The organism is Bacteroides sp. AM07-18 (assembly GCF_003602695.1).
GTDB classification, from domain to species: Bacteria; Bacteroidota; Bacteroidia; order Bacteroidales; family Bacteroidaceae; genus Bacteroides; species Bacteroides uniformis.
Map to the genome: position 1 here is coordinate 50,848 of NZ_QTLM01000003.1, position 19,588 is coordinate 70,435.

Below are 19,588 nucleotides of genomic sequence, written 5' to 3' on the forward strand. Positions count from 1 at the left end.
CAACGAATGTAAAGATATGAAACGGGAAACAGTCTTTGGGATATTGGGCGTATTACTTTATACACAGCCTTCCGTAGCGCAGAAATCAGTGACCGATACAGTACGTCTGAATTTTAATATAGACAGTGTCGCTTTGGAAGAAGTAGTGGTAAAAGGAGCCAGAACTCCTGCTGCCAACAGCCGTTGGAGCGATATGCATCCGGTGGAACTGGTCACGGTGGGCGGTGCGAACGGTGATTTATACAAGGCATTGCAGACTTTGCCCGGTACGCAAGTGCAGGGTGAAACCGGTGAATTGCTGGTACGTGGTGGAGGCAGTTACGAGACGCAGACTTTTATTGATGGAATGCATGTACTGAATCCCTATACTTCGAACGGAATAAATACCCCTGCTCGCAGCCGTTACTCTACATTTATGTTCAGTGGGGTAAACCTTGCTTCGGGAGGCGCTTCACAAGAATATGGAGAAGCGCTTTCGGCAGTCTTGCCATTGGAAACAAAAGATTACAGCAAGGTCGATAAAGTCGGAGTGAACGCTTCCGTTGTCGGTGTTGGTGGAGGGGGCACAAAGACTTTTGACAGAGGATCCTTGTCTGTTGACTTGAATTATCAGAACCTGGGTTTGTATGACAAGGTTTATTCGGGCAGGAGGGATTTCGAGAAGCCTTACCGGATGTTTTCCGGAGCTGTCCAGTTCCGTTATACTCTTGATGAAAGAGTGGTATGGAAGGTTTACGCACAATACGACCGGACGGACTTTTCCACTTACGAAGGGGATAACCGCAGATTGTTCGGGCTGGGTGAAGACAATGTCTATGTAAATGCAACCTTTCGCAGGCATACTTCCGGAGAGTGGAGTTGGTTTGCAGGGGCGGCCTATTCTTACTATAACCGGAGAATGGGAGGAGCAGTTGTTTCGGGTGATAACTGGCTGGAACGTCAGCAAGAGACGCATCTGAAGGCTAAAGTTTTCAAACGGCTGTCATCGGTATTCCGCCTGGATATGGGGATAGAGAGCTATATCCGCAATTACAGGAATCATTATCTGTTGTGCGGGACGGATGACAGCAATCGCATGTCGCCTACCATTGGTGCGGGTTTCTTTTCGATGGCTTATTATCCGATGGAACAATTGAAGATGGAGTTTTCTTTTCGCACGGAATACACTTCTCCGAACCGTAAGATGAATTTCTCTCCCCGGCTGGCGGCGAACTATTATTGGGGAAACATGATGCTGTCGGGGATTGTAGGGCGATACACACAGTTGCCCGAGAACAGCTGTCTGGTGCGTCGGCCGCAGTTGATGTCGGAAGTATGTATGCAGTACAATTTGGGCGTTCAGTACGACTATGAAGGGCGTTTCTGTAAAGCTGAACTTTATTATAAGGATTATGACCGTCTGGCATTGGAGGAAACGGATGCCGATACGAAAGCTGTATTCTTGACCTCCAACGGTTATGGACACAGCAAAGGCATAGACTTGTTCTTCCGTGATAGAGCGTCCTTCAAGAATCTGGAATACCAGTTATCCTATACCTATAATATAGCCAAACGTAAATATCGGGAGTATCTGGAACTGACTACTCCTCAGTATGCTACACGGCATAATGCAGCCTGGGTGGTGAAGTATTCCTTGCCTCGCCTGCGTTCCATTGTCAGCGTGACCGACCGTTTCAGTAGCGGACGTCCTTATCATAACCCCATGCTGCCGGGTCTGATGAACGATGAAGTGAAGCCTTATAACAGTCTGGATTTGGGTGTGACCTTCCTGGCAAGCAAGAAGGTAATCATCCATGCTTCCACCAGCAATATCCTTTGCCGGAAGAATGAGTTCGGTAAGGTGGATAACAAGGCTGTCCTGGCTTCCAGCGACCATTTTTTCTATGTAGGAGTATATGTGACTTTAGGCAAGAAGGCCGCCTACGATGTATCCAATTTTTAGACAATAACCCTTTTTAAATAAACAAAGATGAAAGCAATGATTATTTTTTTAGTATTTGTAATGCAAAGTGCCGCCCAGCTGCTCTTTGCCCAGAACCTGACTATTGAAGTGTGTGACATTGAAAAGGTGGAGGGGCATCTCTATGTCGCCATCTACAATTCGGAAGAAACATTCATGAAGAAACCCTTGACCGCCTTCCGGATAGATGTGAAAGATACGTCGCTCTCCATTCCTTGCCAGGGGTTACCTACGGGTACGTATGCCATTTCGTTGTTTCAAGACGAGAACGGAAACGGGAAACTGGATACTGCCGTTTTCGGCATTCCTACAGAGAAGTACGGGTTCAGCAATGATGCTCAAGGCGTTATGGGTCTGCCGTCTTATGACAAATGCAGCTTCACTTTTTCCGGAGACACGACTTTGGTGATACATCTGAAGTAGAGTGATTATGTAAGTAAAACGGGAATTAATTTTCTTTTGCGGACGATTTACACTATTTTTGTGGCTCAACCTTAATAATTGCGTTATGAAACGAGTTGCACGACTTCTGGGATTTCTCGGACTGGTATGTTTGCTTGCCTCTTGCGGCAAACGTTCTTTCATTACAGACACTTCTTACCGTCAACGTGTGGAGCAGGACTTCAATCAAAAAAAGGAAAGGTTGCCGCAGGGCGATTTGTTTGCCATATTCGATACGGACTTGACGTCGTACGAACGCGAAGCTTTGGAGTTCCTTTATGCCTATATGCCTTTGGCAGACATTGCCGATTATTCCGGAGAATTTCATCTGATGAACGTGCGCGCCTCCCAAAAGGCTGCCGATGAGATGCCTTGGGGAAAAGTTATTCCTGCGGATTTGTTTCGTCATTTTGTACTTCCGGTGCGGGTCAACAATGAGCATCTGGACAGTGCACGGGTAGTGTTTTACGAAGAACTGAAGAATCGTGTCAAGTCTCTGTCCCTCTATGATGCCATTCTGGAGGTGAACCACTGGTGCCACGAGAAGGCTATCTATACTCCCTCCGATGCCCGTACCAGTTCGCCTTTGGCAACGGTACGCACGGCATACGGGCGTTGTGGCGAGGAATCTACCTTGCTGGTTGCCGCCTTGCGTTCGGTGGGTATCCCTGCCCGTCAGGTCTACACACCCCGGTGGGCGCATACCGACGACAATCATGCGTGGGTAGAAGCATGGGCAGACGGGAAATGGTATTTTCTTGGAGCCTGCGAACCCGAACCGGTACTCAACCTTGGTTGGTTCAATGCTCCGGCCAGTCGCGGTATGCTGATGCGTACCAAGGTCTTCGGACGTTATGAAGGAGCGGAGGAAGTGATGTCTGTCACTCCTACTTATACGGAAATCAATGTAATCGGTAACTATGCACCGACGGCTAGGGCCACAGTTACGGTCATGGACGGACATGGAAATCCGGTGTCTGATGCTTGTGTGGAGTTCAAGCTCTATAATTATGCGGAGTTCTATACTGTAGCCCGGAAGCAGACCGATGCAGAGGGAAAGGCTTTTTTGACGGCCGGTAAGGGTGACATGCTGGTATGGGCTTCCAAAGACGGAAAATTCGGCTATGCCAAACTGTCTTTCGGTAAGGACCATGAACTGGTTGTGAAGATGGATAAGACTGCCGGCGACGGCCATGCGGTAGATTTTGAACTTGTGCCGCCCCCCGAAAATGCGGAGTTGCCAGCGGTTACGCCCGAACAACGTGCGGTGAATGACCGCCGCATGGTCCATGAAGATTCCATCCGCAACGCTTATGTGTCTATGTTCATGACGGATGAGACGGCGCGTTATTTTGCCCGGCGGTACAAGCTCGACGAAGATGCCGTTTCACGGATACTGGTCGCTTCCAGAGGAAACCATCGGGTCATTGCCGACTTCATGGCACGGTTGCGCTCTGAAAAGTCCAAAAGAGGAGGTCTGGACCTGCTCCAACGGATTTCGGCAAAAGACCTCCGCGACGTTACACTGGAAGTTCTGATGGACCACATGCAATCCCGTATGTGCAAGAATGCCGACCATTTCCGCAGATATGTGCGCAATCCACGCGTAAGCAACGAGATGCTGACCCCCTATAAAGGATTTTTCAAGAAAGCCGTCTCAAAGGAAGATGCTGAGGCATACAAGGCAGAACCGATGAAACTGGTGGCATGGGTGGCCCAAAATATCCGGGTAGACAATGACTGTAATTTGGGAGGGGCTCCCATTTCTCCGGAAGGGGTCTGGAAGGCCCGTGTGGCTGATGCCCATAGCCGTGCCATTTTCTTCGTCTCCATGGCACGCAGCATGGCAATCCCTGCCCGTATCAACGGAGTGACCGGCAAAGTACAGTTGATAGGGGATGATGGTGCGATGGATGTGGACTTGAACCATCATTCGGAAGAGCCGGTCTTTATGGCAGAAGGAATTGCTTCGAAGGGAAAGTTGGTGGCTTCCTATAAGCCTATCCGTTCGTTGGATAACCCGAAATACTATTCTCATTTCACTCTTTCCAAACAGACCCCGCAGGGCAGTTTGCAATTGCTTTCCTATGACGAAGGCGATGCAGATATGGGCGGCGGTACTACATGGAGCAATCTGCTGAAGGAAGGAACAGCTCTGGAGGCCGGAGATTATGTTTTGGTGACCGGTACACGCCTTGCCAGCGGTGCGGTACTTTCTAAAACCACCTTTTTCAATATTCTGCCGGAGAAGACAACGGAAATTGAATTGGTGATGCGCGAGAGCGAGGATGAGGTGCAGGTTATCGGGAACTTTAATTCGGAGTCTCTCTTCACTCCGCTGCCGGACGCCGGCTCCGCAGCCCGGCAGAGTCTGCTGCAGGCTTGTGGGCGCGGTTACTTTGTCGTAGGTGTTCTGGGTGTCAATCAAGAACCTACCAATCATGCGTTGCGCGACATCGCTTCATTCAAGGCTGATTTGGAGAAGTGGGGGCGTAAGATGGTGTTGCTGTTCCCTGATGAGTCCAAAGCCGGCAAGTTCGCCCGCGAGTCATTCCCCGATTTGCCCTCTACCATTATTTATGGTATAGATACGGACGGTATCGCTGCGCAGATTGCAGAAAGTATGAAGCTGAAGCATAAAGAGAGCCTGCCGATATTCATCATAGCCGATACTTTCAATCGGGTGGTCTTTGTATCGCAAGGATATACCATCGGACTGGGAGAACAACTGATGAAGACAATAAAGGGGTTATAGGGCTTTCTGCCATGAATTGTAAATAGTAATCGTCAAATAGTAAATCATCCGATGCCTGTTATCGAAATATCATCTTTGACCCATCCCGGTGTGGAGATATTCAGTACCCTTACCGAAGCCCAGTTGCGCAACCGCCTTGAGCCGGACAAAGGGCTGTTTATAGCTGAGAGTCCTAAGGTTATCAAGGTGGCTCTGGATGCCGGCTACGAGCCTTTGGCCTTTTTGTGTGAGCACAAGCACATCTATGGGGATGCTGCTGAAATCATTGAGCGTTGTGGCGATATACCCGTCTACACAAGCGGTAGGGAATTGCTTGCCGAGCTGACCGGCTACGTTTTGACGCGTGGTGTTCTTTGTGCCATGCGCCGTCCGGTTCCGAAGAGTATGGAGGACGTCTGCCGGGGAGCCCGGCGTATTGTGGTTATCGACGGGGTGGTGGATACCACCAATATTGGGGCCATCTTCCGTTCGGCGGCAGCTCTTGGCATGGATGCTGTGCTGTTGACGCGTAATTCCTGCGATCCTCTGAACCGTCGTGCGGTCCGGGTTTCAATGGGAACGGTTTTTCTTGTGCCGTGGACGTGGATGGACGGTCCTCTGGATACGCTCGGTGAGTTGGGTTTCCGCACGGCGGCCATGGCGCTTACGGACAATTCCATTTCCATAGACAATCCCGTTTTGAAGACCGAGCCCCGGTTGGCTATTGTGATGGGTACTGAGGGAGATGGTCTTTCGCACGAAGCGATTGCGGGAGCCGACTATGTGGTTCGTATCCCCATGGCGCACGGTGTAGATTCGCTGAACGTGGCGGCCGCAGCGGCTGTTGCTTTCTGGCAACTTCGCGTTTAGAAGTGATAACTCAAAAAAGCATATATTATGTTGGCATATACTTATATTGAACACGGAAAGTTCGGATTGCTTGAGAAACCGATACCGGTATTGGAAGATGCACGTGATGCTATTGTGCGGGTGACACTGGGTAGCATATGCACCAGTGACTTGCATATAAAGCATGGAAGTGTACCGCGCGCCGTACCCGGAATTACGGTAGGACACGAAATGGTGGGCATCGTAGAGCAGGTGGGTGCCGAAGTTGAGTCGGTAAAGCCCGGCGACCGTGTGACTGTGAATGTGGAGACTTTTTGTGGTAAATGTTTCTTTTGTCGTCACGGATATGTGAACAACTGTACCGACACTAATGGCGGTTGGGCTTTGGGGTGCCGTATCGATGGCGGCCAGGCGGAATATGTACGTGTGCCTTATGCCGACCAGGGACTGAACCGTATTCCCGATACGGTAAGCGACGAGCAGGCGCTCTTGGTAGGCGATGTGTTGGCCACCGGCTTCTGGGCTGCCCGTATCTCCGAAATAATCGAGGAAGACACTGTACTCATCATCGGTGCCGGGCCGACGGGTATTTGTACCCTGCTTTGTTCCATGCTGAAGAAGCCCCGTCGCATTATTGTCTGCGAGCAGTCGGCCGAAAGAATCCGTTTTGTCCGCGAGCATTATCCGGAGGTGCTGGTCATTGGGCCGGAAAACTGCAAAGACTTTGTGAGGAAGCATAGCGACCATGGTGGGGCAGATGTCGTACTTGAAGTTGCCGGCACGGAAGATACTTTCCGCTTGGCATGGGAGTGTGCCCGTCCCAATGCCATTGTCACCATTGTGGCGCTTTATGACCAGCCTCAGTTATTGCCCTTGCCGGAGATGTATGGCAAGAATCTTGTCTTCAAGACCGGTGGTGTGGATGGGTGCGATTGTGCCGAGATACTGCGCCTGATAGCGGCGGGACAGATAGATACCACACCGCTTATCACACATCGTTTCTCGTTGGAGGAAATTGACGAAGCCTACCGTATTTTTGAGAATAGGCTGGAGGGGGTGATAAAGGTGGCGATTGTGGGTAGATAGAAAAAGAGGATAGCCAATGAAGGCTATCCTCTTTTTCTATGTAATTATTTACTTGCTACTTACTTGCTCAAAGCTTGAGCCACGTCAACCGCACAAGCCACTGTACATCCTACCATCGGGTTGTTACCGATACCCAGGAATCCCATCATTTCCACGTGAGCAGGAACTGATGAAGAACCAGCGAACTGAGCATCTGAGTGCATACGACCCATGGTGTCGGTCATACCGTAAGAAGCCGGTCCGGCAGCCATGTTGTCCGGGTGCAGAGTACGACCAGTACCACCACCGGATGCCACTGAGAAGTACGGCTTGCCAGCCAATACGCGTTCTTTCTTATAAGTACCGGCAACCGGGTGCTGGAAGCGGGTCGGGTTCGTAGAGTTACCAGTGATGGATACATCCACACCCTCTTTCCACATAATAGCCACACCTTCGCGAACATCGTCTGCACCATAGCATTTTACTTTGGCACGAGGACCGTCGCTGTATGCAATTTCACGAACTACTTTCAGTTCACCTGTGTAGTAGTCGAATTGAGTCTGAACGTATGTAAAGCCGTTGATACGGGAGATAATCTGTGCAGCGTCCTTGCCGAGACCGTTCAGGATGCAACGCAGAGGCTCTTTACGTACTTTGTCTGCTTTAGCGGCAATCTTGATAGCACCTTCGGCAGCAGCGAATGACTCGTGACCTGCCAAGAAAGCGAAACATTTGGTTTCTTCACGCAGCAACATGGCTGCCAAGTTACCATGACCGATACCAACCTTGCGGTCGTCAGCTACAGAACCCGGAATACAAAATGCCTGCAGACCGATACCGATAGCTTCAGCAGCTTCAGCAGCGTTCTTGCAGCCCTTCTTAATGGCGATGGCGCAACCTACAACGTATGCCCATTTTGCATTTTCGAAACAGATGGGCTGAGTTTCTTCACAAGTCTTATAAGGATCGAGACCATGAGCTTCGCAGATAGCATTGGCTTCTTCGATGTCTTTGATACCGTTTGCGTTCAATGCAGCAAGAATCTGCTTGATACGACGGTCTTGGCTTTCAAATTTTACTTCTCTAATCATATGTCTTTCCTCCTTATATTATTCGTGACGTGGGTCAATGTGTTTAACTGCACCTTGCTCTTCAGTGAAGCGGCCGTATGTACCGGTAACTTTCTTCAATGCTTCATTGGCGTCTGTACCTTTCTTGATTTCATCCATAAACTTGCCCAGATGAACAAATTCGTAACCGCAGATTTCGTCGTTCTTGTCCAAAGCGATAGTCTTGATGTAACCTTCTGCCATTTCCAAGTAACGAGAACCCTTAGCCAACGTTCCGTATAATGTGCCTACCTGGCTGCGCAGACCTTTGCCCAAGTCTTCCAAGCCAGCTCCAATCATCAAACCGCCTTCAGAGAAAGCAGACTGAGTACGACCGTAAACAATTTGCAGGAAGAGTTCGCGCATAGCTGTGTTGATAGCGTCGCAAACGAGGTCAGTATTCAATGCTTCGAGGATAGTCTTTCCCGGGAGGATTTCTGATGCCATAGCAGCAGAATGAGTCATACCGGAGCAACCGATAGTCTCAACCAAAGCTTCCTGGATAACGCCTTCCTTTACATTGAGGGTTAATTTACATGCACCTTGCTGAGGAGCACACCAGCCAATACCGTGTGTCAGACCAGAGATGTCAACAATTTCTTTAGCTTTTACCCATTTACCTTCTTCGGGAATAGGAGCCGGTCCGTGATTAGGACCTTTCTTCACAACACACATGTGTTCCACTTCGTGTGAATAAGTCATAATTAGCTCTTTTTTTAAGTGATATAATTAAAAAAAACGTAGTCCACTTTTATTAGTCGGGTGCAAAGTTAGTTGTTTTCCCCGTTTCTGCCAACTGTTCAATTTGACTTTTTTATTAAAAAGAAGTAATAAGAAGCTGAATTTCTGCGGAATGTAAAGTGGAGTTTGCAGTTGACTGTTTTTTCTCGTCTCTGATAGGGTTTGTGAATCAATAAGGTATGTGCTTGTTAATCAGGAAGTAATTTTGCCAACCCCTTGCTTGCGTCTTGGCAGGATTTTGCCATGCCTATGGCAAAGTTTTGCCAACGCGGTGGCAAAGTCTTGCCAATGGTAAGGCAAAATCCTGCCAACTGGTTGGCAAGGCGAAGAAAATAAAGGGGAGTCCGTGTTTGACTATGGCTGCAAAGTCTTACCTTTGTGGCACATTAAATAAAATACAAACTATGATAGAAGTTACAGATGTGGCATTGCGCCAGGCTGCCGGTGAAGGGATGGATGCATTCATCGGCGTATTCACCGGTGCTTATAAGAAAGAAATAGGCGGAGAAATGACTGCCGGGACGATGTCTTTGCTTACCGGTGAACAGCATTCATTGTTGGCCTATCAGATATTCCGTGATGAAGTGATGGAAGGGGGCTTCTGCCAACTGATTCAAAATGGTTATGGCGGTTATATTTTCGACAATCCGTTTGCCAAAGTGATGCGTTTGTGGGGAGTGGGCGATTTGAGCAAGTTGGTTTATGCTGCCAAGAAAATATACGATAGCCATCGTGACGACTTGGAACGCGAACGCACAGACGAGGAATTTATGGCAATGTACGAGCAATATGAGGCTTTCGATGAACTGGAAGATGAATTTTTGGAAAAAGAGGAGGAATATACAGCTTTGGTTGCCGGCTATGTGGATGAGCATTTGGAGCTGTTTGCCAAGATTGTGTGATAGAGAGTAACGAGGAAAGGCATATTAGCCTATACCCATTCTTGCCTTTCGGTATTGGAGAGATGTGCTATCTGAAAGCTAAAATATGCGAGCTATGAATGCCGGGATGAAAAATGGAATTAATTTATTGATGATTCTTGTATTGTTTATCTCATGTGTACAAGAAAAAGAGGACAATAATGTCTTAAGACGTGTGGAAGCGTGTATGGAATTATTTCCTGATAGTGCCTTGTCGCTTCTGAGTCAAATTGAATGTCCCGAATGTATGAGAGGACAACAGAGAGCAGATTATGCTTTGCTTTTAACGCAGGCTTTGGATAAAAACTATTTGGATAATTTGCAGTCAGACTCATTGATAATGATAGCGGTAGAATATTATAAACAGGAAGGTGATAAATTGAAGGCAGGGAAGGCTTACTTTTATTATGGAAAAGTGATGTTGTTAAAGGAGCGCTTCTCAGATGCTATGCAGGCTTATCTGGAAGCATCGAGTCTCTTGGAAGAAACTAGGGATTATAAAGTACAAGGGATGGTCTGGGAATATATAGGGTATTTGAACTCGGTTCAAGGATTGTATGAAAATTCTATAGACAATTTTAAACATTCTATCAGGTACTATGAACTGGCGAGTGACAGACGTCGTATTTTATATGGTTATAGGAATATGGCAAGAGGCTATTTTTCGGTACATCATAATGATAGTGCAGGTTGGTATGCTGAAAAAGGGCTTGTGTTGAGTGACACTGTTAGTGGTATGAAGGCATCTTTTCTACATTTATTAGGACTTATTGCCAATAATGAAAAACGATATCCACAAGCAATAGAGTATTTTTCAAATGCAATGGAAGTTTGTGATAATTTAAATGATAAATATCGTTATAGTTTGTCTTTGGGACGTGTTTATTCTGAAGTAGGTCAAAAGAAAAAAGCTGAAGATTGTTTTGTTTCTTGTATCAATGCAACTAATATTTTTGTGTCTTCGGGTGCATATTACTATTTGGCTGATATGCATAAAAAAGATGGTAATTATTTGAAAGCGTTTTTGTATAAAGAGAAGTCTGATTCATTATTAGAGGTGACTCGTAATGCTGAACTGCAAAAGCAGTTGTTGGATTTGCAGAATAAGTATGAAAATGATAAGCTTATTTTGGAAAATAAACAGATAAGGCTGGAAAATGAGAAACAGACTTATTTTTATTTGTTTTTATTTGTATTCATATTAGGGTTGGGCATCATCGCTTTCTTTCTGGTTAGGAAAAGGTATCGAACAAAATTGTTGCGTAATGTCGAGATTATTGGAAATAATAATGCAATTATTAATAGATATGCTTGTAGAATTGCAGAATTGGAGAATGTGAGCTTACAAGAACGTCAGGCTAAAAAAGAGGAAATAGGAATCCTGAATAGAAAAATCCTTTGTTTAATAGCAGAAAATAAGCGAGTATGTGAGAATTTGAGTGTTGACGCCTTGTTTGTATTAGAGGAATTGAAGCAAGGAAATTTGATTATTAGTAATATGACTATTGCTGAACGGCAACATATATTTGACTTTCTGGATTTGGTTCATGCGAATTTTATTACTCGACTTAAACAAGAGTTTGATTTAACAAAAAATGAATTATTGTTGGCTGCGTTGCTGAAAGTGGGATTCTCTAACAAGCAATTAATGATTGTTTTTGATTGTGAAATGAAATCCATATATAAAAACAGACAAAGACTAAAAGCAGATTTAGGACTTACTAAGAATGATTCTTTAGAGCAAATGGTAATGATGTATTGAGAAAAAAACGTTTTTTTGTCCTATATGTTTCTTTGTAGTGTGTTGATATATAATTTATTACCTACCCTATTTTTGTCCGCATAGTTATTGCTGAATTATTGTTGAATAGTCCCTAATTTTGTATAAATAAAAAATGAAAGACTATGAAACTGAAAATTATCTTATCTGTATTGTTGTTATTTTCTTTATTAAAGGTCGATGCTAATCCTTTGGTCGACATAAGTATTGCTTCTGGAAAAGAAGAAGTCTTTTTGCATTCAAATGATATTCCTTTTGAAATTCTGACTACGGGAAAAGAAGATGGAAGCCGTTCCGTTATACCATTAGTGCCATTTGTTGTATTCGTTGAAGATTCTAATTATTCCGTGGAATTGGATTTTATGGAAGGAATCGGGGTAGTGGAAATTGCCATTTCCCAAAATGGTTCTGTGATTTATTCTTCTTCCGAGAATATTCTATCTCCCCTTCGGAAATATTTGCAACTTCCTTTCGGAGTATCAGGGGAGTATTGTATAGAAATTAAAGGAGATAATGGGGCATATGCATATGGCTGTTTTGAATTATGATATATTGTTAACTAAAAAATGTAATGCTTATGAAAAAGATTAGTTTATTGTTGGTAGGAGTGTTAGCTCTATTTTCTTGTGAGCAAGAGGAATTGGATAACTTTGTGGAAAGTAGTGGTGTGGGGCAGGTGATGACAAGGGCGATAGGTTCTAGTGCGGATTTTGATCCGATAAGTGAGCTTGCCGAAATTCCAGTGAATATTTTGAATATTGGAAACTCTAAACAAAAGTATCTTACTTGTAAAGAGAAAGGTACTGAAATTTGTTTAACAGATAAAGATGATGGATCTTTGAGGCAGAGATGGTATCTGAAGTATGGAAGAACTATTGTTGTTGCTGGGGGAAATAATAGAGTGACATCCGATACATATGGAGTTGTTACTCCTAATAACTATTTATCTTCAGAAATACCTGATAATCTTCGTTTGAGTTATTGGAATAAATCAACTTTTGATTCACCTTTGGCTGGACCTGGCTTAAGCTTTAATTGTTTGGCTGATGCTAATTGTATGATATATACGATGTATGGAAACTTTAATACTGGTTTGTCTTCTTATTATTTGCAATCAGAATCTTCAACGTCTTCCTCTGTAAAGTTTAAAACGAATAATTCCTCAAGCCTCGCTTTATGGGAAATAGTTCCTGTTGGTGAATATGAACTTGTTGGTTTAGAGTATGTACGGACTACGGTTGACAGCTTTGAACCTACAGAAGTGATTTGTGACCATGATGAATATACAAATGAACATTTAAGCGTTGATACATGGAACTATTCTTTATCTACAAGCTATACAGAAAAATCTGATTTTTCAAAAACAGAAGGAGTAAGTGTCACTATTTCAGGAGGATTGAACGTGGGTATACCTAATGTGGTAGGAGATGATTCTTCGCTTGGAGTAAATGTTTCTGTACAGCAGCAGACAAATAAATCTTGGACTTATGGTACAAGTGATAGTAAAACGGTAACAAAAACGAGAACTGGACAAATCCCGATTCAACCAGGTGAAACTGTAAAACTTGATGCGGTGTTAGTCATGTACAAAGGTAGTTTGACTTACGTTGCTACATTAAGGAAAATAGGGGATACTAAAACGTTTAGAGTTAAAGGAAAATGGAGTGGAGACTGCTTTTCTTCTTTTGAAGCTAGAACATATAATCCAACAACAGGGAAATTGGTAGGAGAATATGTTTTAGAATAATGTGATTATCTAAATTATGGTTGTTTATAAATGTTAAATAAATATTGGGGCTTGCAGTATTTAGATTAATCTTTCATTTAATCTTAAAAACAATGAAAAAACGAGGAGAGTACTATATTACTCAATTCTTTTATCTAAATTTGCAAACTCTAATATTTATAGGAAAGATGAAACAATTAAAATTCTTGATGGTTGCCTTGACATTGTTGATGGGCATTTCGTTTACTTCGTGTCTGAATTCAGATGACGGAGAGTATGATGACATTTATGGCATGGTTTTAGTGAATAACTATATGGGATTACTCTCTTTTGAAGATGCTGCGGGTAACACTTATCAACCTACACCGGCTTCTGTTACTCAATTTGAGGCAAATTCAAGTTTGAAGATTTCAGATTCTCGAATGGGAATCATCTTAGGAAAGAGCATAGAACCTGAGACGAATGAAAAATCTAAAACTACCAACTTCACTTTGAAGAATTTTCAGCCTATTTCTTTTGCAAACGCTGTCGTATCAATGACAGCAGAAAGCTTGGTTGTTGATGCGCCGGAAACAGCACCGGTGATAACTTTGAAATTGGAAAATGGGTCAGTTCAGCCATTTTTGTATAACAAGGATATACTTGTAACTCCTATAGCTTGGAGACTGCAAAATGACAACGATAAGTTTAAGATGCATAAATTTGCTTTAGCTTGTGTACTGGATGAAATTGAAGCAGGGGCCACAGACCTTGTTTTCTATCTGCGTCATGATAAGGGTGCTGATGATAAGACAGATGTTTATTATTCTAATTGGTATGGGTATGATATAAAAAATGCTTTAGAAAGGTTTAAAGAAAAAGCAGGAAATCTTCCTACTAAATTAGTTATTAAGTCGCATGAAAGTGGAAATAATAGCAATACAGAAATACCGGAAAACTATACGGAATATACTGTAGAATACAAAATTGCGTCTACTAATCAATAAATTGATATTGAATTACAAAGATTTATTTCATATAGCAATACTACTGATTTCCTCTCCGGCTCGTGCCTGGGAGGAAATTAGTTTAGAGGATAGACGAAAAGTATTTACTACTTTTGTCTATCCTATGATTGGTTTATGCGGGTTGTCCGTTTTCATCGGCTCTTTGATGAAGATGGGATGGGACGGGCCGCAAAGCTTTCAATATGCCATGACACAATGCTGTGCGGTGGCTGTATCCTTGTTTGGAGGATATTTTTTGGCAGCCTATCTCATCAATGGGTTGCGTGTCCGCATGTTTATGCTGGACAGTGATATTCCTTTGGCGCAACAGTTTGCAGGTTATGCACTGGTAGTGGTGTTCATGCTGAGGATTGTTATCGGCATATTGCCTGATTTCGGCATTATGGCTCTGTTGCTCCAATTCTATATCGTGTATGTTGTGTGGGAAGGAAGCAAAAAGGTGATGCAGATAGCGGAAAAAGACCGTTTGCGTTTCACCATTCTTTCTTCTATTTTGTTAATAGCTTGTCCGGTGGCCATTGAATGGATATTCAATAAGCTGACGGTAGTGCTAAACTGATAAATGTTATGAAACAAGCTCCTGTAAATATAAAGAATAAGCGTGCTACGTTCGATTACGAACTGACGGACACCTATACGGCTGGCATTGTGCTTACGGGCACAGAAATCAAGTCCATCCGGTTGGGGAAAGCAAGCTTAGTCGATACGTTCTGTTACTTTGCCAACGGCGAATTGTGGGTGAAGAACATGCATGTGGCCGAATACTTCTATGGTTCGTACAACAATCACAATGCACGCAGGGAGCGCAAGCTTTTGTTGAATAAGAAGGAACTTGAAAAACTGATGCGCGGCACGAAAGATCCGGGTTTCACCATTGTTCCCGTGCGCTTGTTTATCAATGAAAAAGGGCTGGCCAAACTTGTGGTGGCACTTGCCAAAGGTAAGAAGCAATATGATAAGCGCGAATCACTGAAGGAAAAAGATGACAAACGCGATATGGCGCGTATGTTTAAAAGATAATATGAGTAAACTTGGTAGTTTGGTGCGTGAGCGCATCCTTATTCTGGATGGTGCAATGGGCACCATGATACAGCAATACAACTTGACAGAGGAAGATTTTCGGGATGAACGCTTCTCGCAGATTCCCGGACAGATGAAAGGTAACAATGACCTGCTTTGTCTGACACGCCCCGATGTGATACAAGACATTCACCGCAAGTATCTGGCGGCAGGTGCAGATATTATCGAAACAAATACATTCAGTTCCACCCGCGTCAGTATGGCCGATTATCATGTGCAGGACTATGTGCGTGAGATGAATCTTGCCGCAGTGCGCCTGGCACGCAAAGTGGCAGATGAGTTTACTTCTCTTACTCCCGACAAACCCCGTTTTGTGGCAGGCTCCGTAGGACCGACGAACAAGACCTGCTCCATGAGTCCCGATGTGAACAATCCGGCCTTTCGTGCCTTGAGCTACGATGAACTGGCCGATGCCTACCGTGAGCAGATGGAAGCATTGCTCGAAGGTGGTGTGGATGCTTTGCTGATAGAAACCATTTTTGATACGCTGAATGCCAAGGCTGCTATTTTTGCCGCCGGGCAGGCGATGGAAACTGTAGGAGTTCATGTACCCTTGATGCTCTCTGTGACTGTTTCTGATATTGGAGGGCGTACTCTGTCGGGACAAACTTTGGATGCTTTTCTCGCCTCCGTGCAACATGCCGATATTTTTTCAGTTGGGTTGAACTGCTCCTTTGGCGCCCGCCAGCTGAAACCTTTCCTGGAGCAGCTTGCTGTCCGTGCACCTTATTATATCAGTGCTTATCCCAACGCCGGACTGCCCAACAGTTTGGGCACATACGACCAGACTCCTGCCGATATGGCACATGAAGTAAAAGAGTATATCCATGAGGGATTGGTGAATATTATCGGTGGTTGTTGCGGAACGACAGATGCCTACATTGCCGAGTACTCCTCGCTGATTGCCGGTGCAACGCCCCATCAGCCGGTTCCCAGACCGGAAAATCTTTGGCTCTCCGGGCTTGAACTTCTGGAAGTGAAGCCGGAAAATAACTTCGTGAATGTGGGTGAACGCTGTAATGTTGCGGGTTCGCGCAAATTCTTGCGTCTGATTAATGAAAAGAAATATGACGAGGCGCTCAGCATTGCCCGCCAGCAGGTGGAAGACGGTGCGCAGGTCATCGATATAAATATGGACGACGGACTGCTGGATGCTCAAGTGGAGATGACGGCTTTCCTCCATCTGATAGCTTCGGAACCGGAGATTGCCCGTGTTCCCGTCATGATAGACTCCTCTAAGTGGGAAGTGATTGTGGCCGGATTGAAATGCTTGCAAGGCAAGTCCATCGTCAACTCCATCTCCTTGAAGGAGGGGGAAGATAAATTCCTGGAGCATGCGCGTACCATCAAGCAATATGGTGCGGCAGCCGTGGTGATGGCTTTTGATGAAAAAGGGCAGGCAGACACGTACGAACGTAAGATTGAGGTCTGCGAACGGGCATACCGTCTTTTGGTGGACAAGATAGGTTTCAATCCCCATGATATAATTTTCGACCCGAATGTACTTGCCGTGGCAACCGGTATGGACGAGCACAACAATTATGCTGTAGACTTTATCCGTGCCACCGGATGGATACGCAAGAATCTGCCCGGTGCGCATGTCAGTGGAGGAGTGAGTAACCTTTCCTTCTCTTTCCGCGGCAATAATTACATTCGCGAGGCGATGCATGCCGTATTCCTTTACTATGCCATCCGCGAGGGCATGGATATGGGTATCGTCAATCCGGCTACCTCCGTTCTTTACACCGATATTCCCGCTGATATATTGGAGCGCATAGAGGATGTGGTCTTGAACCGTCGTCCCGATGCTGCCGAGCGCCTGATAGAAACTGCCGAACGCTTGAAAGCGGAAGCAGAGGCGGCAAAAACTTCTGGAGGAGAGCGGCAGGCTGCCGCCCATTCCCAACTTGCCTGGAGAGAGGGGACTCCTGTGGAAGAGCGGTTGAAGTACGCCTTGACAAAGGGTATCGGCGATTATCTGGAAGAAGACCTTGCCGAAGCGTTGAAGCTGTATCCCAAAGCTGTTTCTATCATTGAAGGTCCGTTGATGGCAGGCATGAATCATGTCGGCGACTTGTTTGGGGCAGGCAAGATGTTCCTGCCGCAAGTAGTGAAGACGGCGCGCACCATGAAGAGGGCGGTTGCCATCCTCCAGCCCGTAATCGAGTCGGAGAAAGAAGAAGGTGCGACTGCTGCCGGGAAGGTACTACTGGCTACGGTGAAAGGTGATGTGCACGACATTGGCAAAAATATAGTCTCGGTAGTAATGGCCTGCAACGGGTACGATATAGTGGACCTTGGCGTCATGGTGCCTGCCGAAACCATTGTACAGCATGCCATAGAGGAAAAGGTAGACATGATAGGATTGAGTGGCTTGATAACCCCTTCGCTGGATGAAATGGTGCATGTAGCCATTGAGCTGGAAAAGGCAGGTCTGGACGTTCCTCTGCTGATAGGTGGTGCCACGACTTCACCGCTTCACACAGCTCTGAAAATTGCTCCGGTCTATCATGCTCCCGTAATCCATCTGAAGGACGCTTCACAGAATGCTACAGTAGCAGCCAAGCTGATGAATCCTAAGACAAAGGAGGAGCTGGAAGAAGAACTGCATGAGAAGTATCGGCAGTTGTGCGAAAAGAACCGGGAGAAACAAGTGACAACCGTTTCCCTGGAAGAAGCGAGAAAGAACAAACTGAATCTGTTTTAAATAGGAAGGAAAATAAGGATTAGGGATTAATCCTTAATCCCTATTTTTTTATCTTTTTCTTGTATTGCTCGAAGCGTGACGTAATATCCCTTACGAAGTTATAAGTTTCGATGCCACGGAAATAGCCGTTTTTGCAGACGGGGTCGGTGAAGTATTCCTCATTGCTTTTTAGCAGAATGAAGTTTTCTACATTATCACGCCAGACATATTTGTTTTTGCCGTATTTTTCGGCCAGTGCCATGGCATCCAGCACATGGCCGATACCGGAATTATAAGATGCCAGCACAAAGTTGATGCGTTCTTCCTGGGGTATCTTGGAAAAACTTTTGGCTGTGGCGCCTATGTATTTCACGGCAGCCTTTATGCTCTCTTCAGGGTTCTGTTCCTTTCCTTCGGGTAGCCCCATAGCCCTGGCTGTGGCAGGCATCAGTTGCATCAGCCCCCTGGCACCCGCCCAAGATACGGCAGTGGAGTCGAAGTTGGATTCTGTATACGCCAGAGACGCCAGCAGACGCCAGTCCCAGTCTATTTCGGGAGCATATTTCTTGAACAAATCATCGTAATGGGAAATTTTTCCTTCGCGCAGGGAGAGGATAGGAGAGTGGGGAATGGCCTTGCCGATTTCAAAATATCGTTTCATACTTGCTGTATAGGCAGGTGAAGTCATATTCTCCTCATGCCATTTGTTGGCGGTGGCTGCCAGTTGCGGACAGTCTTTCCGGACTGCCCACGATGCACGCTGGTCAAAGCTGATGGAGAGTCCGATATTTAGGTTGGGGTAATAGGTGGTATTAAGCTGTGCCACATCATTGTCTGCTACGGTATAGGGGATTTTTCCTTGTGCCACCTGGGTGATGAGGTCTTCTGCACTGATACTGTCGTTGGTCACTTTATGGATGTGGATACCTCCTCCGAGCTCTTCGTCCAGATTGACCAGCCGTTCATAATATTTTCCGGGCTTCACATATACATCTTTCCCGATGAGTTCCGTCACGTCTTTCAGTGGTTTGGTGCGTCCGCCGTTACGTTGCACGATGACTTGGTGCGTGATGACCTCCTCACCGCAATATATCAGGCTGTCTTTCCATTCTTTAGTGATAGGCAGGTTGTAGGCAATGAGGTCTCCCTTGCCTGCCAATAACTTCTCTATGAGTTCGTGCACGTTCCGGGCTACCTCTATTCTTAGCTTTACTCCCAGGCTCTTGGCAAACTGTTCGCTTAGCTCATACTGGAATCCCATGTCCTGGCCACGGTAGATGAAGTAGGAAGTGGAACTGTACAGTGTCAATACGACCAGTTCTCCGCTGTCCTTTATCTGTTGCAGGTCATCCGCTTCTTCTTTTTCGGCAGGATGTCCTCCACGGCATCCTGCGATGCAGCACAACAACAACAGCAAGATAATTGGGACGGGAGAATTGATAATGGATGATTTATGTCTGGCGAAAGAAAACAGGCTGTTCATATCTCAT

16 protein-coding genes are annotated in these 19,588 nt (G+C 45.5%); 13 read left to right on the forward strand and 3 right to left on the reverse strand.

Features of this window, described 5'->3' with window-relative positions; all coding sequences use genetic code 11:
• Window positions 1-16 precede the first annotated feature (16 nt).
• From DW096_RS06075 to DW096_RS06095, 5 genes are all read left to right on the forward strand, one after another.
• Window positions 17-1,942: a TonB-dependent siderophore receptor gene (locus tag DW096_RS06075; RefSeq protein ID WP_118930893.1), complete on the forward strand. Its 1,926-nt coding sequence runs from the start codon at window positions 17-19 to the stop codon at window positions 1,940-1,942.
• Between the two features lie 27 nt (window positions 1,943-1,969).
• Window positions 1,970-2,383 (forward strand): DUF2141 domain-containing protein, encoded by a 414-nt coding sequence (locus tag DW096_RS06080; protein WP_008665305.1) that lies wholly within the window; start codon window positions 1,970-1,972, stop codon window positions 2,381-2,383.
• Window positions 2,384-2,468: 85 nt separating this feature from the next.
• On the forward strand, window positions 2,469-5,156 hold the full coding sequence (locus tag DW096_RS06085) for a transglutaminase domain-containing protein (RefSeq protein ID WP_057255707.1): 2,688 nt from the start codon (window positions 2,469-2,471) through the stop codon (window positions 5,154-5,156).
• Between the two features lie 51 nt (window positions 5,157-5,207).
• Window positions 5,208-6,005, forward strand: coding sequence for an RNA methyltransferase (locus tag DW096_RS06090; protein ID WP_008665308.1), 798 nt, complete (start codon window positions 5,208-5,210; stop codon window positions 6,003-6,005).
• Between the two features lie 27 nt (window positions 6,006-6,032).
• Window positions 6,033-7,070 carry an alcohol dehydrogenase gene (locus tag DW096_RS06095; RefSeq protein ID WP_057255705.1) on the forward strand — a complete coding sequence of 346 codons (1,038 nt, stop codon included), beginning with the start codon at window positions 6,033-6,035 and terminating at the stop codon, window positions 7,068-7,070.
• Between the two features lie 59 nt (window positions 7,071-7,129).
• On the opposite strand, the gene DW096_RS06100 is transcribed toward DW096_RS06095, so the two are convergent.
• Both DW096_RS06100 and DW096_RS06105 read right to left on the reverse strand, forming a co-directional pair.
• Window positions 7,130-8,140: a GGGtGRT protein gene (locus tag DW096_RS06100; RefSeq protein ID WP_005831851.1), complete on the reverse strand. Its 1,011-nt coding sequence runs from the start codon at window positions 8,138-8,140 to the stop codon at window positions 7,130-7,132.
• An 18-nt stretch (window positions 8,141-8,158) separates the two neighbouring features.
• The gene (locus DW096_RS06105) at window positions 8,159-8,860 is read right to left on the reverse strand and encodes an iron-sulfur cluster assembly scaffold protein (RefSeq protein WP_005831848.1); all 702 of its coding nucleotides are present in this window, start codon (window positions 8,858-8,860) and stop codon (window positions 8,159-8,161) included.
• Between the two features lie 443 nt (window positions 8,861-9,303).
• On the opposite strand from DW096_RS06105, the gene DW096_RS06110 reads away from it, so the two are divergent.
• The 8 genes from DW096_RS06110 to metH all read left to right on the forward strand — a co-directional run bounded on the left by DW096_RS06110 (window position 9,304) and on the right by metH (window position 18,119).
• Window positions 9,304-9,801: a DMP19 family protein gene (locus DW096_RS06110; RefSeq protein WP_008665373.1), complete on the forward strand. Its 498-nt coding sequence runs from the start codon at window positions 9,304-9,306 to the stop codon at window positions 9,799-9,801.
• Window positions 9,802-9,895: 94 nt separating this feature from the next.
• Complete coding sequence (locus DW096_RS06115) at window positions 9,896-11,581, forward strand: lipopolysaccharide assembly protein LapB (RefSeq protein WP_227212786.1); 1,686 nt, start codon at window positions 9,896-9,898, stop codon at window positions 11,579-11,581.
• A gap of 143 nt (window positions 11,582-11,724) precedes the next feature.
• Window positions 11,725-12,147, forward strand: coding sequence for a DUF3244 domain-containing protein (locus DW096_RS06120; protein ID WP_008665376.1), 423 nt, complete (start codon window positions 11,725-11,727; stop codon window positions 12,145-12,147).
• A 29-nt stretch (window positions 12,148-12,176) separates the two neighbouring features.
• Entirely contained in the window at window positions 12,177-13,346 is a 1,170-nt protein-coding gene (locus tag DW096_RS06125) for a hypothetical protein (RefSeq protein ID WP_225982668.1), read from the forward strand.
• Window positions 13,347-13,438: 92 nt separating this feature from the next.
• Window positions 13,439-14,311 carry a hypothetical protein gene (locus DW096_RS06130; RefSeq protein ID WP_022401972.1) on the forward strand — a complete coding sequence of 291 codons (873 nt, stop codon included), beginning with the start codon at window positions 13,439-13,441 and terminating at the stop codon, window positions 14,309-14,311.
• Window positions 14,312-14,318: 7 nt separating this feature from the next.
• The gene (locus DW096_RS06135; RefSeq protein WP_008665379.1) at window positions 14,319-14,891 is read left to right on the forward strand and encodes a Yip1 family protein; all 573 of its coding nucleotides are present in this window, start codon (window positions 14,319-14,321) and stop codon (window positions 14,889-14,891) included.
• An 8-nt stretch (window positions 14,892-14,899) separates the two neighbouring features.
• Window positions 14,900-15,352: an SsrA-binding protein gene (smpB, locus tag DW096_RS06140; protein ID WP_005831836.1), complete on the forward strand. Its 453-nt coding sequence runs from the start codon at window positions 14,900-14,902 to the stop codon at window positions 15,350-15,352.
• Between the two features lies 1 nt (window position 15,353).
• A complete protein-coding gene (gene metH / locus DW096_RS06145; protein WP_005831833.1) occupies window positions 15,354-18,119 on the forward strand; it encodes a methionine synthase in 2,766 nt (921 codons plus the stop codon).
• Window positions 18,120-18,159: 40 nt separating this feature from the next.
• Here the strand turns inward: metH and DW096_RS06150 are convergent, their stop codons facing one another.
• Entirely contained in the window at window positions 18,160-19,581 is a 1,422-nt protein-coding gene (locus tag DW096_RS06150) for a transglycosylase SLT domain-containing protein (RefSeq protein WP_172793037.1), read from the reverse strand.
• Window positions 19,582-19,588: the final 7 nt, after the last annotated feature.

What these genes read in the sequence shown, in the direction of transcription:
- DW096_RS06080 (WP_008665305.1), top strand. Translation starts at nt 1,970, where the DNA reads ATGAAAGCAATGATTATTTTTTTAGTATTTGTAATGCAAAGTGCCGCC.
- DW096_RS06150 (WP_172793037.1), bottom strand. Translation starts at nt 19,581, where the DNA reads ATGAACAGCCTGTTTTCTTTCGCCAGACATAAATCATCCATTATCAAT.
- DW096_RS06115 (WP_227212786.1), top strand. Translation starts at nt 9,896, where the DNA reads ATGAATGCCGGGATGAAAAATGGAATTAATTTATTGATGATTCTTGTA.
- DW096_RS06090 (WP_008665308.1), top strand. Translation starts at nt 5,208, where the DNA reads ATGCCTGTTATCGAAATATCATCTTTGACCCATCCCGGTGTGGAGATA.
- DW096_RS06075 (WP_118930893.1), top strand. Translation starts at nt 17, where the DNA reads ATGAAACGGGAAACAGTCTTTGGGATATTGGGCGTATTACTTTATACA.
- DW096_RS06120 (WP_008665376.1), top strand. Translation starts at nt 11,725, where the DNA reads ATGAAACTGAAAATTATCTTATCTGTATTGTTGTTATTTTCTTTATTA.
- DW096_RS06100 (WP_005831851.1), bottom strand. Translation starts at nt 8,140, where the DNA reads ATGATTAGAGAAGTAAAATTTGAAAGCCAAGACCGTCGTATCAAGCAG.
- DW096_RS06105 (WP_005831848.1), bottom strand. Translation starts at nt 8,860, where the DNA reads ATGACTTATTCACACGAAGTGGAACACATGTGTGTTGTGAAGAAAGGT.
- DW096_RS06095 (WP_057255705.1), top strand. Translation starts at nt 6,033, where the DNA reads ATGTTGGCATATACTTATATTGAACACGGAAAGTTCGGATTGCTTGAG.
- DW096_RS06125 (WP_225982668.1), top strand. Translation starts at nt 12,177, where the DNA reads ATGAAAAAGATTAGTTTATTGTTGGTAGGAGTGTTAGCTCTATTTTCT.
- metH (WP_005831833.1), top strand. Translation starts at nt 15,354, where the DNA reads ATGAGTAAACTTGGTAGTTTGGTGCGTGAGCGCATCCTTATTCTGGAT.
- DW096_RS06110 (WP_008665373.1), top strand. Translation starts at nt 9,304, where the DNA reads ATGATAGAAGTTACAGATGTGGCATTGCGCCAGGCTGCCGGTGAAGGG.
- smpB (WP_005831836.1), top strand. Translation starts at nt 14,900, where the DNA reads ATGAAACAAGCTCCTGTAAATATAAAGAATAAGCGTGCTACGTTCGAT.
- DW096_RS06085 (WP_057255707.1), top strand. Translation starts at nt 2,469, where the DNA reads ATGAAACGAGTTGCACGACTTCTGGGATTTCTCGGACTGGTATGTTTG.
- DW096_RS06130 (WP_022401972.1), top strand. Translation starts at nt 13,439, where the DNA reads ATGAAAAAACGAGGAGAGTACTATATTACTCAATTCTTTTATCTAAAT.